Genomic DNA, 15,894 nt, shown 5'->3' with positions numbered 1-15,894 from the left:
ACGTAAGCATGAAAATCAGTGATGGAAACTGGCTTATTCAACCGGGCCTGAATGTGACCTATCCGGTGCAGGTGTTCGACGTGGAGCAGCAGGGCAATGACCTGGTGGTGTATGTGGCGCCGCGTGACGTGCGCGAACGCACCTGGCAGCTCGACACGTTGATGTTCACGGTGCGCCTGTTTGCCCCGCAGGAAGGGATTGTCGGGGTGCGCATTGAGCACTTCCAGGGTGCGCTGAACAACGGCCCGCACTATCCGCTGAACGTTCTGAAGGATGTAAAAGTTGAGATTGAAAACAACGCCGAATTTGCCGAGCTGAAAAGCGGCAGCGTCAGCGTGCGCGTCGCCAAAGGCGAGTTCTGGGCGCTGGATTTCCTGCGCAACGGCCAGCGCATTACCGGCAGCCAGCTGAAAAACAACGGCTACGTGCAGGACAGCAATACCGATCGCAACTATGTGTTTGAACGTCTGGATCTGGGCGTGGGGGAAACGGTCTACGGCCTGGGCGAGCGCTTTACCGCGCTGGTGCGCAACGGCCAGACGGTCGAAACCTGGAACCGCGACGGGGGCACCAGCACCGAGCAGTCCTACAAAAACATCCCGTTCTACCTGACCAACCGCGGCTACGGCGTGCTGGTGAATCACCCGGAGAACGTCTCGTTTGAAGTCGGCTCCGAAAAAGTCTCCAAAGTGCAGTTCAGCGTGGAAGGGGAGTATCTGGAGTACTTCGTGATCGACGGCCCGACGCCGAAAGAAGTGCTGAACCGCTATACCCGCTTCACCGGCAGTCCGGCGCTGCCGCCTGCGTGGTCGTTCGGCCTGTGGCTGACCACCTCGTTCACCACCAACTACGACGAAGCGACGGTTAACAGCTTTATCGACGGCATGGCCGAGCGCGACCTGCCGCTGCACGTGTTCCACTTCGACTGCTTCTGGATGAAGGCCTTCCAGTGGTGCGACTTCGAGTGGGACCCGGTGACCTTCCCCGATCCGGAAGGCATGATCCGCCGCCTGAAAGAGAAAGGGCTGAAGGTCTGCGTGTGGATCAACCCGTACATCGGCCAGAAATCGCCGATCTTCCGGGAGTTGAAAGAGAAGGGCTACCTGCTCAAGCGCCCGGACGGCTCCCTGTGGCAGTGGGACAAATGGCAGCCGGGGCTGGCGATCTACGACTTCACCAACCCGGACGCGTGCAGGTGGTATGCGGACAAACTGAAAGGCCTGGTGGAGATCGGCGTCGACTGCTTCAAGACCGACTTCGGCGAGCGTATCCCGACGGAGGTCCAGTGGTTTGACGGTTCCGATCCGCAGAAGATGCATAACCATTACGCCTACATCTACAACGAACTGGTGTGGAACGTGCTGAAAGAGACGGTGGGAGAAGAAGAGGCGGTGCTGTTTGCCCGTTCTGCCTCCGTGGGTGCGCAACAGTTCCCGGTACACTGGGGTGGCGACTGCTACGCCAACTATGAGTCGATGGCCGAAAGCCTGCGCGGCGGGCTGTCGATTGGCCTGTCCGGCTTCGGGTTCTGGAGCCACGATATCGGCGGGTTCGAAAACACCGCTCCGGCGCACGTCTACAAACGCTGGTGCGCGTTCGGGCTGTTCTCCAGCCACAGCCGCCTGCACGGCAGCAAATCCTACCGCGTGCCGTGGGCGTACGATGACGAGTCCTGCGATGTGGTGCGCCACTTCACGCAGCTGAAATGCCAGCTGATGCCGTACCTGTATCGTCAGGCGGCGCTGGCCCGCGAGTTCGGCACGCCGATGCTGCGGGCGATGATGCTGGAGTTCCCGGACGATCCGGCGTGCGATTACCTCGACCGCCAGTACATGTTGGGGGATTCAATGATGGTGGCGCCGGTGTTCTCCGAGGCGGGCGACGTGCAGTTCTACCTGCCGGAAGGGCGCTGGACGCACCTGTGGCACAACGATGAAATCGAGGGTAGCCGCTGGCATAAGCAGCAGCACGATTTCCAGAGCCTGCCGGTCTATGTGCGCGACAACACACTGCTGGCGCTCGGCAATAATAACCAGAAGCCGGACTATGCGTGGCACGAGGGGACGGCCTTCCAGCTCTTTAACCTGAGCGATGGCGCAACGGCGGTGAGTGAAGTGCCTGCGGCGGACGGTTCTGTAGTGTTTGCGCTGAAGGCGTCACGTCAGGGCGACGTCGTGACCTTTACCGGCGCGGGAGATGCGCAAAACTGGTCGGTGTGCTTGCGCAACGTGCAGAAGGTCGGCGGCGTAAAAGGCGGTTCACATGCGGGCAGCGAATGGGGTGTGGTGGTGAAAGCCGAGGGGGATGAGGTGGTGGTTCACCTCTGAGCTGGAAAAATGCCCGGTGGCGCTTCGCTTACCGGGCCTACGGTAATTATGCGGTCTGATGCCCTCACCCACGGTAGAAGGAACCAAAACCTCGTAGGCCGGGTAAGGCGAAGCCGCCACCCGGCTTTTTACTGTGCCGGAGCCACCGTAGACACCATCCCGCCGGTCATCGTCTGTTGCACCTGCCGTTTATCCATATTCACTGCGCTCAGCTTCCCATTCACCGTCGGCTTCAGCGGCGCATTGGCCTGCACGCTTCCGCTGGCGGTGAGCTGAATATTGCCGTCGCCCGCAATCGGCAGCGCTGGCCAGCCCCACTGCTGCAAAACGTTGAGTGGTACACCGCGCCCGTTCAGGCTCACGGTGGTTTGTCGCTGTGGCAGCTGTGACACGGTGGCGGTCGCTTCCAGGATCCCTTTCTCGGTAAAGGCGCTCAGATCGGTAATATTTACCGTTGCGGCGTTGGCATTCAGCGCCAGCGACGGGCGACGCACGTCGACGCGGTTAAAGGTTGCTGCCGCCCCGTTGAGGGTTGCGTTACCGCCCCACACGCCCCACTTGTGATCCTGCGCCAGCCGCAGATTAGCGCCATAACCGTCGAGGGAGGTGATCTGCCACGGGAACGCCGGATCGATGTCGATCACCAGGTTGCGGCTCAGGCCGAATTTTTTCAGCGTTACGCTGTTCAGCCATGCCGGGAGCGGGTCCATCCACAGCGTTTTCCAGTTTTCCGGAAGCGTATATTCCAGCCCGGCAATGGCAACGTCGTCCAGCACCAGCGCCTGACCCTCGCGCAGCCAGTTGCCGGAGGTACGCACCATGCCCCCTTCCCAGCGGGAGGTGAACTGACGCAGCGCAATGCCCTGCGGGGAGAATTCCGCATTCAGGATAGGGTCAAACAGATGCAGCGAGCCGTAAATAAATTCGCTGGCGTTCATGGATAACCGTCCCTCCTGGCTTTGCCAGTCCCCTTTACTCAGGGTGAGGTTACGCAGGCTGAGATCGAGGTCGGTTACCGCCCAGTCTGGCCCCTGTAGACGGGCATCGGTCACTTCCAGCCGCCCAATCTGTAACGAAGGCAGGGTGGAGAGAGGGGCGAAGAAATCCAGCAGCGATTTGTCGCTTTGCAGGCGGATCTCATTCAGACGCAGGGTGTTGATAACCCAGCCACCGTCGGCATTACGCAGAGCCGAGCCCGTCAGCGAGCCGCGCGACATATCGGCACCGATGGTATTGAGCACCACCTCTTTGCCGTTGAGTTGTCCCTGAATCAGCACGTTGTTGGCCGGTATGCCGTTGAGCGTGAGCGACCCGGCGCTCATCTGGATTTGCGCATTTTTCCCGAGTACGTTCCCCGCCTCGGGCTGCCACGGGCTGACGCCGCCGGTCACCTTTTGCGCACTGAGATCCCACTCCGTATTCGGGCTGTTAAAGGCCATGTTATTCAGTTGCAGACGGTCGGCCTGGAACGGCAGCGGCGCCGTCTGCGGCGATAAATTCAGCGTGCCATCGAACAGGGTGATGGCATCCATATGCAGCGGGTCGGTGATCTGGCGGCTGCTTAAGCCAATATCCACTTTTTTAGCGACCAGCGTGGCCGGTTTGCCATCTCGTCCGAAGGTAACGTTTTCCAGAAGGATGTGAGAAGGGGATGAAAAGCGGTGATCCATCAGGTCAAAGTTGAGCTCGTAATCGGTATTCACCGTGATCCAGCTGCTGACCTGCGATGCGCCCCAGCGGGTCTGGAGCAGAAAATAAAAGGCGAGCACTACAATGAGCAGGGCTACCAGAAGATAGATAAGCAGCTTTCCAATAAATTTCATGGTCTTCCTTCCCGCGAAACGCACATAAGGGTGTTATGCACGATTTATGCGCAATGCTCAAGGCGGGAATGGTGTAAAGAGATGTCACGGCAGGCATTGACAGCCTGCCGTGTGGGGATCAGTTCTTTTCAGGCGGGAAAATGAGATTCAGCACAATAGCGGTAATACCGCCCGCGGCGATGCCGGAAGAGAGCAGGTTTTTCACCCAGTCCGGGGCAAACTGCAAAATCATCGGCTGCTGGGAGACGCCAAGCCCTACGGCGAGAGACAGCGCAATAATCATGATTGCGCGGCGGTTCAGCGGCTCGCGGGAGACGATACGCACGCCAGAGGCCGCGATGGTACCGAACATGACCAGCGTCGCGCCGCCCAGCACCGGCTCAGGGATGTGCTGCACAAACCCGCTCACCGCCGGGAACAGGCCGAGGACCACCAGCATCAGCGCTACCACGAAGCCCACGTAGCGGCTGGCCACGCCGGTCAGCTGGATCACGCCGTTGTTCTGGCCAAAGCAGGAGTTCGGGAAGGTGTTGAACACCGCCGAGACAAACGAGTTCAGTCCGTTCGCCAGCACGCCGCCTTTCAGACGTTTCATGTACAGTGGGCCGGAGACCGGCTGCTCGGACACGTCGGAGGTGGCGGTGATATCGCCAATGGTTTCCAGCGAAGTGATCATAAAGACCAGCATCAGCGGCAGGAGCAGACTCCAGTCAATGCCCAGGCCGTAGTAGAGCGGCGTTGGCACGGTAATCAACGCGCTGTTGGTTGGGGTGGTGTTTTCCGGCAGCATGCCCAGCGCCCACGCCAGCAGGTAACCGGCCGCCATGGCGATCACCAGCGATGCCACGCGCAGGTACGGGTTACGCTGGCGGTTAAGCAGAATAATGATCGCCAGCACGACGCCTGCCAGCAGCAGGTTTTTCGGCGCGCCGAAGGTATGGTCGCTCATTGCCGCGTAGCCGCCCCCGATGGAGGTCAGACCCACCTGGATCAGTGACAGGCCGATAATCATCACCACCACGCCGGAGACCAGCGGGGTGATCACCCGGCGCGCCAGGTGCAGAACGCGGGAAATGATCATCTCTGTGCAGCTTGCCAGCATCAGGGTGCCGAAAAGCGCCGCCATCATCGTCGGGACATCTGCGCCGCCGGTTTTCAGTGCCGTACCGCCCATGATCAGCGGCGCCACAAAGTTAAAGCTGGTGCCCTGAATCGACAGCAAACCCGAGCCCACCGGACCCCAGGCTTTAATTTGAATGATGGAGGCCACGCCGGAAGCGAACAGAGACATACTGATGATGTGTTGCGTATCCTGCGCCGGTAACCCCAGCGCCTGGCAAATCAGCAGAGCCGGCGTGATGACCGCAACGAACATCGCCAGCAGGTGCTGGCAGGCGGCAAACAGGGTTTGAGGCAGCGGGGGACGATCTTCAAGGCGGTAAATCAGTTCGCTGTTTTGCTTCTGCGCAATCGGTTGCGCATCAGCAGACTCCAGAGTGTTAACAGACATCGGCGGCAATCCCACGGTGGAAAAGCGGGCATTTTAGCTGACCACCTGGTAAAAGCAAACGATTGCCAGCAAAAAAAAGAGAGAAAATCTGCCGGTGTGAGCAGGTTTTCTACAACGAACAGGAAAAAAAAATTACACTTTTCGCGCCGGCGGCTCATGACGAGCATCACCCGGCCCAGGATAACGCCGCGTGTGTATGGAACACGCGCATAACAGGAGCCTTTTATGATTCATCTCGATACGTTGTCGACCCTTGTTGCCGCAACGCTGGTTCTTCTGCTTGGTCGCAAGCTGGTACACAGTGTTTCCTTTCTGAAAAAGTACACCATTCCTGAACCTGTCGCCGGTGGATTGCTGGTGGCGCTGGCCCTGCTGGTGCTGAAAAAAAGCATGGGCTGGGAAATCGATTTTGATATGTCCCTGAAAGATCCGTTGATGCTGGCCTTCTTTGCCACTATCGGCCTGAACGCTAACCTCGCAAGCCTGCGTTCGGGCGGCAAGGTGCTGGGCGTGTTTCTGATTGTTGTGGTGGGCCTGCTGCTGATGCAAAACGCCATCGGCATCGGTATGGCGTCATTGCTGGGGCTGGATCCGCTGATGGGTCTGCTGGCGGGGTCGATTACCCTGTCAGGTGGCCACGGAACGGGCGCGGCGTGGAGCAAGCTGTTCATCGAACGCTATGGCTTTGAAAACGCAACGGAAGTGGCAATGGCCTGCGCGACCTTTGGCCTGGTGCTTGGCGGGCTGATTGGCGGCCCGGTGGCGCGCTATCTGGTGAAACACTCCACCACGCCGGAAGGCAGGCCAGACGATGAAATGGTGCCGACGGCATTTGAAAAACCGGACGTTGGCCGCAGCATCACCTCGCTGGTGATGATTGAAACCATCGCCATGATTGCCATCTGCCTTACCGTGGGCAAAATCGTTGCGCAATGGCTGGCGGGAACGGCTTTCGAACTGCCAACCTTTGTCTGCGTGCTGTTTATCGGGGTGATCCTGAGCAACGGTCTGGCGCAGATGGGCTTCTACCGCGTCTTTGAGCGCGCAGTGTCCGTGCTGGGGAACGTCAGCCTGTCGCTGTTCCTGGCGATGGCGCTGATGAGCCTCAAGCTGTGGGAACTGGCCTCGCTGGCGCTGCCGATGGTGGCGATCCTGGCGGTGCAGGCCGTGTTCATGGCGCTGTATGCCATCTTTGTTACCTGGCGCATGATGGGCAAAAACTATGATGCGGCGGTACTGGCTGCGGGTCACTGTGGATTTGGTCTGGGAGCGACGCCAACGGCCATCGCTAATATGCAGGCGATCACCGAACGGTTCGGCCCGTCGCACATGGCGTTTCTGGTGGTGCCGATGGTGGGCGCATTCTTCATTGATATCGTCAACGCGCTGGTCATTAAGCTCTACCTGATGCTGCCGATGTTTGGCTGACCGTCAGGCGTTGGAATACCGCTCGGTTTCCGGCATCCAGCGTTCAATTAACGCTGCCGCCTGTTCGGGGTAGCGTTCATGAATATGACGCGCAAGGCGTTGTACTTCGGGGATCATGGCCTGATCGCGCAATAAATCCGCCACTTTAAACTCGGCGTTACCCGTCTGGCGCGTGCCCAGCAATTCGCCCGGGCCGCGGATCTCCAGATCTTTTTGCGCAATGACGAAGCCGTCATTGCTGTCGCGTAATACCTGCAAACGCATCTGCGCGGTTTTCGACAGAGGGGCTTTGTAGAGCAGCACGCAGTGAGAGGCGATCGCACCACGGCCCACGCGGCCTCGTAGCTGGTGGAGCTGCGCCAGGCCCAGGCGCTCCGGGTTCTCAATAATCATCAGGCTGGAGTTCGGCACGTCCACGCCCACTTCGATGACCGTGGTCGCGATCAGCAAATGCAGCTCGCCCTGTTTGAACGACTGCATCACCGCCTGCTTCTCGGCAGGCTTCATGCGCCCGTGAACCAGACCGACGTTCAGCTCCGGCAGGGCGAGCTTTAACTCTTCCCACGTGGCTTCGGCAGCCTGCGCTTCCAGCAGCTCAGACTCTTCAATCAGGGTACAGACCCAGTAAGCCTGACGTCCTTCGTGGGTGCAGGCGTTGCGCACGCGGTCAATGATGTCGTTGCGGCGCGTGTCCGGAATGGCGACCGTCGTCACCGGCGTACGGCCCGGGGGGAGTTCGTCGATGGTGGAGGTATCCAGATCGGCATAGGCCGTCATCGCCAGGGTGCGCGGAATCGGCGTGGCGGTCATGATCAGCTGATGTGGGTGGAAGCCCTGTTGCAGACCTTTCTCCCACAGCGCCAGACGCTGATGAACACCAAAGCGGTGCTGTTCGTCGATAATCACCAGCGCCAGGCCGTTAAACTGCACCTGTTCCTGGAAAATGGCGTGCGTGCCGACAATCATCTGCACCTGCCCGCTGGCAATGGCTTCCTGCTGCGCAAGGCGCGCTTTGCCCTTCTGCTTCCCGGCCAGCCAGCCCACTTCAATTCCCAGCGGGGCAAACCAGTTCCGGAAATTGTTGGCGTGCTGCTCGGCCAGCAGTTCCGTCGGCGCCATCAGCGCCACCTGCTTACCGTGGGCGATGGCGCGCAAAGCGGCCAGCGCGGCGACCAGCGTTTTACCGGAACCCACGTCGCCCTGCACCAGGCGCATCATTGGCACATCCAGCGCCATATCGCGTTCGATCTCGGCAGTCACCCGCGCCTGGGCGCCGGTGGGTTTAAACGGCAGTGAGGCCAGCAGCTTATCTTTGAGCTCATCACGCTGGCTTAATGGCTGCGCGTGGAAACGCTGCGCACCTGCGCGCAGGGCCAGCATGCTCAGGTTGTGAGCCAGTAATTCCTCAAGGATAAGACGCCGTTGGGCGGGGTGTTTCCCGCTCTCTAAATCAACAAGCTGAAGCGTTGGCGGTGGACGGTGCAGGGTGCGCAACGCCTCCGGCAGGCTCATCATGCCCTGCGCCAGCTCCGGCGGCAGCAGCTCGTTAATGGCGCAGGTATCAAGCAGCTCCAGCGCCTGGTCGGTGAGCTTGCGCAGCGTAGCCTGCTTAATGCCTTCAGTGGTTGGATAGACCGGCGTGAGCGTCTCCTGTAGCTCAGGTGAGCTGAGATCGCCCTGCACGCGGTATTCCGGGTGGATCATCTCCGCGCCGTATTTGCCCCGTTTGGCTTCACCGTACGCAAGTACGCGTCGTCCAGTGGCAAGGCTGTTTTTCATTGCCGCATTGAAGTTGAAAAAGCGCATGGTGAGAATGCCGGTGCCGTCGCTGATCTGGCAGGTCATCATCCTGCGTCCGCCAAAGGTGATGTTGCAGTTCAGCACTTCCCCTTCAACGGTGGCGTAAATAGCGGGCAGCAGATCGCCAATCTTATAAAGCTGAGTACGGTCTTCGTAGCGCAGGGGGAGGTGGAGCAGGAGATCCTGCACGGTGTGCAGGCCTATCTTCGCCAGTTTACTGCTTTGTGCCGCGCCCACGCCCGTCAGGCTGTTGAGCGGTATGGCGTCCAGCAGGCGGCCTTTCATGATTTACCCCGCGTACTGCATGGTGGACCACCACTCGGCATCGGCTTCAATTTCGCCCTGCGCGTTGACGTGGGGGTAAGGCAATTTCTTCTGCTTCGCAACGCGAGCCAGCACCGGATAGCCACCTTCAAACAGCAGGCGCTGCTGCTCCTCTTCAGGCAGCATGCTGTTGCTGCGCTCGTACATTCCGGCATTCTGACGCTGGCGCTGCGCTTCATACAGGATCAGCGCTGAGGCGACCGACACGTTGAGTGACTGGACCATGCCGATCATTGGAATGATGATGTCCCGATCGGCCAAATCCAGTGCTTCCTGCGTGATCCCCGTTTTCTCCTGGCCCATTAAAATGCAGGTCGGACGGGTGTAGTCGATCTCACGGAAATCCACGGCTTTAGCAGAGAGGTTGGTTGCCAGAACCTGCATGCCACGCCCTTTCAGGTGCGAGACCGCTTCACCAATAGTCTGGTGAGTTTTCACGGATACCCAGCTGTTGCTGCCTGCGGCGGTGGAGGCCATGGTACGCATACGTGCGCCAGGCCAGACGGCGTGGACTTCATGCACGCCGACGGCATCTGCGGTGCGGACGATAGCAGAGACGTTATGAGGTTTATGGACCTGCTCCATGCAGACCGTCAGATCAGGCTGACGCCTGGCGAGCATTTCGCAGATTCGCTCGTAACGTTTTGAATTCATAATGCTAGTTTCGGTTACGGGTGACTTTAATGACGTCCGGCATCACGCGGATCTTGCGCATAATATTGGCCAGATGCACGCGGTCACGGGCGGTCAGGCGAATAAAGGCGCTATAAACGCGGCCATCTTTTTCTTCCGTATTCAGGCTTTGAATGTTGGATGAGGCGGTGTTGATCGCTGCCGTCAGGTTCGCCAGGGCACCCTGGTGGTTGAACATATCCACCTTGATTTCAGTGATAAATTCCTGCGCCGTCTCTTTATCCCACTCGACCGCCATGAACTTCTCTGGCTCTTTCTGATAGCCACGGATGTTACGGCAGGATTCATGGTGGATCACCAGCCCTTTACCTGGGCTGACGTGCGCAATAATCGGGTCGCCCGGGATAGGACGGCAGCATTTGGCGAAGGTGATGAGCACCCCGTCAGCGCCTTTGATCGGCAGGTGACCATGATTTTGCGTGGTGGCAGGAACGGCTGTCGTTTCGCCTTGTTGCAGATTCTTCGCCACGACCACGCTCATGGCGTTGCCGAGACCAATCTCTGCCAGCAGGTCATCCAGCGAGGCGAGCTTCATACGCTCCAGCTCATGCTGAATGTTTTCTGGTGGGATCTCTGCCAGTTTGCGGCTGCCACCCAGCGCGTGATTGAGCAGACGACGCCCCAGGCTAACGGAGTCGTCGCGCTTGAGGTTTTTCAGCAGCTGGCGGATTTTTGCGCGCGCTTTTGAGCTCACGACAAAGTTCAGCCAGGCGGCGTTAGGACGTGCCCCCGGCGCGGTAATGATCTCCACCGTCTGTCCGCTGAAAAGCGGCTGCGACAGCGGATAAGGCTGCCTGTCAACGCGGGCACCTACGCAGGCATGGCCGATATCGGTATGCACGGCGTAAGCGAAGTCGACAGGTGTCGCGCCCGCAGGCAGTTCGACAATGCGCCCTTCCGGCGTGAAAACGTAAATCTCATCCGGGAAGAGATCGGATTTAACGCTCTCGATAAATTCAAACGAGCTACCTGCGCTCTGTTGCAGCTCCAGCAGGCTCTGCATCCAGCGCTGGGCGCGGATTTGCGCGGTGGTACTGCTTTCGCCGCCGTGCTCTTTATAAGCCCAGTGCGCCGCGACACCCATCTCCGCCATCTGATCCATATCTTCGGTACGAATCTGCACCTCAACAGGGACACCGTGCGGGCCAATCATGGAGGTGTGCAAAGACTGGTATCCGTTCGCTTTTGGAATGGCGATGTAATCTTTGACGCGCCCCGGACGCGGCTTGTACAGGCTGTGCATCTGCCCCAGCACGCGATAACAGGTGTCTGAATCGTGGACGATGACGCGGAACGCGTAGATATCCATGATCGAGTGAAAACGCTGCTCTTTGAGCACCATTTTGCAGTAGATAGAGTACAAATGCTTTTCGCGACCGCTCACGCGGCACGGAATGCCCGCTTCCTGCAAACGCCCTTCGATTTCAGAGAGGATCTTTTGAATCATCTCTTTACGGTTACCGCGAGCGGCTTTCACCACCTCTTTAATCACGCGATAGCGGTTCGGGTACAACGCCTCAAAACCCAGCTCTTCCAGCTCGGTTTTAATGTGATGAATACCTAAACGGTGCGCCAGCGGACTGTAAATTTCGAGGGTTTCACGGGCGATGCGGCGACGTTTATCCGGGCGAAGTGAGCCCAGCGTGCGCATATTGTGGGTACGGTCAGCCAGTTTGATGAGAATGACGCGGATATCCTGCACCATCGCCATGATCATCTTGCGGAAGTTTTCGGCCTGCGCCTCTTTCTTGTCGCGGAATTTCAGCTTATCAAGCTTAGAGACCCCTTCCACCAGCTCGGCAACGCTTTTGCCAAACAGCTGTTCCATGTCCTGGTAGGTGGCAGGGGTATCTTCAATCACGTCATGCAGCAGGGCGGCCATCAGCGTTTCGTAGTCGAGTTTCATCTCGGCCAGAATACAGGCCACCGCTACCGGGTGCGTGATATAGGGTTCACCGCTTGAACGTGTCTGGCCCTCGTGAGCGTCACGTGCAACGAGATACGCCTGCTGAAGACGCTTAATCTGGTCTTCAGGCAGGTAGGTTTGAATCAGTTGATTCAGGCTTTCAAACAGATACAAGGGCGACCCGCAGGTTTAATTAACGACGACCTTCAGCAATAGCGGTAACAGCTTGTAATTCAGCGGCTTCCTGCTCTTGCTGCTCCTGGCGCTCACGCACGTCGAGGATCTGGTTGTTGATCAGACCTTCTTCGATTTCGCGAAGTGCAATAACGGTGGTTTTATCGTTTTCTTCCGGTACCAGCGGATCTTTACCGCCTACCTGCATCTGACGAGCGCGACGCGCGGCGACCAGCACCAGGTCAAAACGGTTACCAATTTTCTCTACAGCGTCCTGAACAGTTACGCGTGCCATACTTAAAATGCTCCACAGGTGAAGAAATGACTGGGCATGATACTGAAAGTGGGTTCAGTCTGCCAACAGTTTGGTGATTAATGCGTCATGTCGCTGCTTCTGGCGGCTCATACGCAGACGTTCTGCGCGAAGGATAGTTTTGAGATCGCTCAGCGCGGCATCAAAATCATCATTCACAATAAGGTAATCATATTCCGCGTAATGGCTCATTTCTGCAACTGCCTGCGCCATACGCTTCGCGATAACTTCTTCGCTGTCCTGGCCGCGACCACGCAGGCGGCGATCCAGTTCATCTTTCGATGGCGGTAAAATAAAGATACTGCGCGAATCAGGCATTTTCTTACGAATTTGCTGCGCGCCCTGCCAGTCGATATCCAGGAACACGTTAACGCCGGTCGCCAGAACCTGCTCAATGGTTTCACGCGAAGTACCGTAGTAGTTACCGAAAACTTCTGCATGTTCAAGAAACGCGTCTCTGCCAATCATCGCTCTGAATTCGTCGTGATTCACAAAGAAATAGTGTTCACCGTGCACTTCACCCGGACGCGGTGCTCGCGTGGTGTGAGAAACAGAAACCTGCGTATCGTACAACGGTTGGGTTTTTAACAGTGCCTGAATAAGGCTGGATTTACCCGCGCCACTAGGGGCAGAAACAATATAAAGCGTGCCTTGAGCCATGAGAGTCTTTTGTATGTGTTAACGAAGAAGTCCTACATACGGGCTTATTATACACGTCGCCGCTGTGTGACGTAGCCTTTGTCACACTTTTTCCCCTGGATGATTAAATTTTGCGTGCCGTTTTCAGCTTTTACCTTCTTTTTGCTGCAATAAAAACAATGCGCTGAAGCGCGCTCGTAAAATGCAATTTTGCAGCTGGTCTGCGGCTCCCGGGCAGGGTATACCCTTCGCAAAACAGGGAGGGGTAATAATGGTGAAATGGATAAGCATACTGATGATCTTCTTAAGCAGCGGGGCGATGGCTATCTGCCCGGTCTGGTCACCGGCTAAAGCCGGGCAGGAGATCGCGGCCCTGAAGGCGCAGCTGACCCGCTGGAATGATGATTACTGGAAGCAGGGCAGCAGCGAGGTGAGCGACGACGTTTACGACAGGCTTAACGCCCGCTTAAAACAGTGGCAGCGCTGTTTTCACGATGAACCGCTGCACGACGATCTTCCAGCTGCCAGTGGGACGGTGAAACATCCCTTCGCCCATACCGGCGTGCATAAGGTAGAAAGTAAGCAGGCGCTTAGCCGCTGGATGGCGACGAAGCAGGATCTCTGGGTACAGCCAAAGGTGGATGGTGTTGCGGTCACCCTGGTCTACAAAAACGGCAAGCTGGTGCAGGCGATTAGCCGGGGCGACGGCTTACAGGGGGAAGAGTGGACGGCACAGGCGCGAACGATCCCCGCTATTCCGCAAACGCTGGCCGGGCCGCTTGCCAACAGCGTGTTGCAGGGTGAACTTTTTCTGCTGCGCGAGGGGCATATCCAGCAGCGGATGGGAGGGATGAACGCGCGTGCGAAGGTAGCGGGAGCGATGATGCGCGCGACCGATCGCGCAGCGCTGAAGCAGACAGGCATTTTTATCTGGGCCTGGCCGGACGGCCCAAAAGCGATGAAAGCACGCCTTTCCGCGCTGGCGGAGGCAGGTTTTACCCTGACGGCCCGCTATACCCTGCCGGTTAAAAACGCGGCTGACGTGGAAGCGCAGCGGACGGCCTGGTTTAAGGCTTCGTTGCCTTTCGCCACGGATGGCATTGTGGTTCGCGCCTCGGCAGAGCCGCCGGGCGAGCGATGGCTGCCGGGGGAAGGGAGTTGGGTCGTCGCATGGAAATACCTTCCTGTGGCCCAGGTGACGGAAGTCAAAGCGATTCACTTTACCGTTGGCCGTACCGGGCGGATCACCGCGATTGCGCAGCTTGAGCCGCTGATGCTCGACGATAAACGCGTACAGCGCGTCAGCTTAGGGTCGGTTAACCGCTGGCAGAGGCTGGATATTGCCCCCGGCGATCAGGTGCTGGTAAGCCTGGCGGGACAAGGTATTCCCCGGCTGGATAACGTGGTGTGGCGCAATGTGGATCGCCGTAAACCGCAGCCGCCCTCATCGCGCTATAACGGCTTAACCTGTTTCTATGCCTCCCCGGAGTGCATGGAGCAATTTTTTGCCCGGCTGACGTGGCTAAGTTCCAGGCAGGCGTTAGATATCGAAGGAATGGGCGAATCAGGATGGCGGACCCTCTATCAGGCGCATCGGTTTAAGCACCTCTTCTCCTGGCTACAGCTCACGCAGGCGCAGCTCACCGCGACGGCGGGGATATCGGCATCGCATGGCGCTGCGCTGTGGCATCAGTTTAACCTGGCGCGGGAGCGACCTTTTATCCGCTGGATCACCGCGATGGGAATACCGCTGGCCCGGTCGACGCTCAAGGCGGCAGGGGATCGCACCTGGCAGGCGCTGATTCAGCGAAGCGAAGCGGAGTGGCGGATGCTGCCGGGTGTCGGGCAGGAGAAGGCCCGCCAGATCGTAAACTGGCTGCATCAGCCTCAGATTGATGCCCTGGCAAAATGGCTGGCCGCAGAGCACATCGGTGGATTTTAATCTGCGTGCGCTCCTGAACAGACTGGCGAGGGGGCACACTTCCGCTGCCGTGAATAGCGTATTTATGAGACGCGGTTTATATACGCAATAATTATGAATATAAATGAATTATTCATGGTAAATATATTTTGAGGAAATATTATCCCTGAACCCAATTTCAGAATTTGCTCTGCTTGCGTTTTTATTTTCTTTGAGAGAACGGCTTAATTGATCTCAATCACTATTAATCGAGGGCAATAGCCGGGAATGAAGGAGTTATAGGCAATGCAGCCTGAGTATTGTTCGTATTTTTGCTTTTAATTTCAGCTGTTTAACTATTTTATTAATAATATGTTGAGTGTTTTCTGGTTAACAATTAGTCATATTTATTCTGCCGGAAATCATTGCGTCAAATTATTATAAGAATTATCTTATCCAAAATTTTTAAGGTAGTTACCGCTGGGGTGCATTTCGCATCACTTCTGCGTTTTCCTTTCTTTTTGCACCCCGTGAGGGAGTTAACTATCTGAACTCCAATTGAAGCAATTAAGGGTACCGAAATATATCCTGGCGGTTTATATGCGCTGGTGTTCAGAGCCCAGGGCTTTTACATGGATGATTTTCCGTCCCTGTCGGGCCGGAATTCAGCCCCGGGCTTTATGCCCGTTAACCGGGACCTGGTTTCCAGGTGCTCATATTTTCCTTCATTTGAATGAGGACCAAAAATGAAAAGGACGCTTTGTACAGTGCTGACGGCACTCACGCTGGCGACTGCCCTGCCTGCTATAGGCGCTACCACCGAAGCAGGTAGTACCAGCGCAGCAACAACCGGTACAACAACCGGAGCAACGGTGGGAACTACCGCTGGCACTACGGGGGGACTGGCGGCAGGCGCGATTGGGACAACCGCTGTTGTCACCACCGCTGCGATTGCCGGCGTAGCGACGTTAGCCGTTGTCGCGGCAAGCGACAGTGGCGATGACTCAGGCAATGGTACTTCCACGACGACAGTTACCCGCTAAGGCTGGTGCGCAAG

At 57.6% G+C, this 15,894-nt stretch carries 11 protein-coding genes; 4 read left to right on the top strand and 7 right to left on the bottom strand.

The window, feature by feature from the left end; all coding sequences use genetic code 11:
• Positions 1–8 precede the first annotated feature (8 nt).
• Entirely contained in the window at positions 9–2,327 is a 2,319-nt protein-coding gene (gene yicI, locus H2Z33_RS07235) for an alpha-xylosidase (protein WP_032104029.1), read from the top strand.
• A gap of 128 nt (positions 2,328–2,455) precedes the next feature.
• On the opposite strand, the gene H2Z33_RS07230 is transcribed toward yicI, so the two are convergent.
• Positions 2,456–4,150: an AsmA family protein gene (locus H2Z33_RS07230; protein WP_063135322.1), complete on the bottom strand. Its 1,695-nt coding sequence runs from the start codon at positions 4,148–4,150 to the stop codon at positions 2,456–2,458.
• A gap of 118 nt (positions 4,151–4,268) precedes the next feature.
• Positions 4,269–5,660 (bottom strand): xanthine/proton symporter XanP, encoded by a 1,392-nt coding sequence (xanP, locus tag H2Z33_RS07225; protein WP_015570053.1) that lies wholly within the window; start codon positions 5,658–5,660, stop codon positions 4,269–4,271.
• Between the two features lie 225 nt (positions 5,661–5,885).
• Here xanP and gltS point away from each other — a divergent pair, with 225 nt between their 5' ends.
• On the top strand, positions 5,886–7,088 hold the full coding sequence (gene gltS, locus H2Z33_RS07220) for a sodium/glutamate symporter (RefSeq protein WP_006812438.1): 1,203 nt from the start codon (positions 5,886–5,888) through the stop codon (positions 7,086–7,088).
• Between the two features lie 3 nt (positions 7,089–7,091).
• Here gltS and recG read toward each other — a convergent pair whose 3' ends face one another.
• The 5 genes from recG to gmk are packed head-to-tail and all read right to left on the bottom strand — an operon-like array spanning position 7,092 to position 12,958.
• Positions 7,092–9,173 (bottom strand): ATP-dependent DNA helicase RecG, encoded by a 2,082-nt coding sequence (gene recG, locus H2Z33_RS07215; protein WP_033486998.1) that lies wholly within the window; start codon positions 9,171–9,173, stop codon positions 7,092–7,094.
• Positions 9,174–9,176: 3 nt separating this feature from the next.
• A complete protein-coding gene (gene trmH / locus H2Z33_RS07210; RefSeq protein WP_003860922.1) occupies positions 9,177–9,866 on the bottom strand; it encodes a tRNA (guanosine(18)-2'-O)-methyltransferase TrmH in 690 nt (229 codons plus the stop codon).
• 4 nt (positions 9,867–9,870) lie between these two features.
• On the bottom strand, positions 9,871–11,985 hold the full coding sequence (gene spoT, locus H2Z33_RS07205) for a bifunctional GTP diphosphokinase/guanosine-3',5'-bis pyrophosphate 3'-pyrophosphohydrolase (protein ID WP_003860921.1): 2,115 nt from the start codon (positions 11,983–11,985) through the stop codon (positions 9,871–9,873).
• Positions 11,986–12,004: 19 nt separating this feature from the next.
• The gene (gene rpoZ, locus H2Z33_RS07200; protein ID WP_000135058.1) at positions 12,005–12,280 is read right to left on the bottom strand and encodes a DNA-directed RNA polymerase subunit omega; all 276 of its coding nucleotides are present in this window, start codon (positions 12,278–12,280) and stop codon (positions 12,005–12,007) included.
• A 54-nt stretch (positions 12,281–12,334) separates the two neighbouring features.
• Positions 12,335–12,958 carry a guanylate kinase gene (gene gmk / locus H2Z33_RS07195; RefSeq protein ID WP_006177710.1) on the bottom strand — a complete coding sequence of 208 codons (624 nt, stop codon included), beginning with the start codon at positions 12,956–12,958 and terminating at the stop codon, positions 12,335–12,337.
• Between the two features lie 250 nt (positions 12,959–13,208).
• Here gmk and ligB point away from each other — a divergent pair, with 250 nt between their 5' ends.
• Together ligB and H2Z33_RS07185 are read left to right on the top strand one after the other, a co-directional pair.
• Entirely contained in the window at positions 13,209–14,879 is a 1,671-nt protein-coding gene (gene ligB / locus H2Z33_RS07190) for an NAD-dependent DNA ligase LigB (RefSeq protein WP_063135320.1), read from the top strand.
• Between the two features lie 704 nt (positions 14,880–15,583).
• Positions 15,584–15,880 (top strand): hypothetical protein, encoded by a 297-nt coding sequence (locus H2Z33_RS07185; RefSeq protein ID WP_017383628.1) that lies wholly within the window; start codon positions 15,584–15,586, stop codon positions 15,878–15,880.
• Positions 15,881–15,894: the final 14 nt, after the last annotated feature.

Source organism: Enterobacter sp. YSU (genome assembly GCF_016082135.1).
In the GTDB taxonomy this organism is placed as follows: domain Bacteria; phylum Pseudomonadota; class Gammaproteobacteria; order Enterobacterales; family Enterobacteriaceae; genus Enterobacter; species Enterobacter hormaechei_C.
The sequence above is the reverse complement of the archived record's forward strand: the minus strand, read 5'-3'. Positions and strand labels throughout refer to the sequence as shown.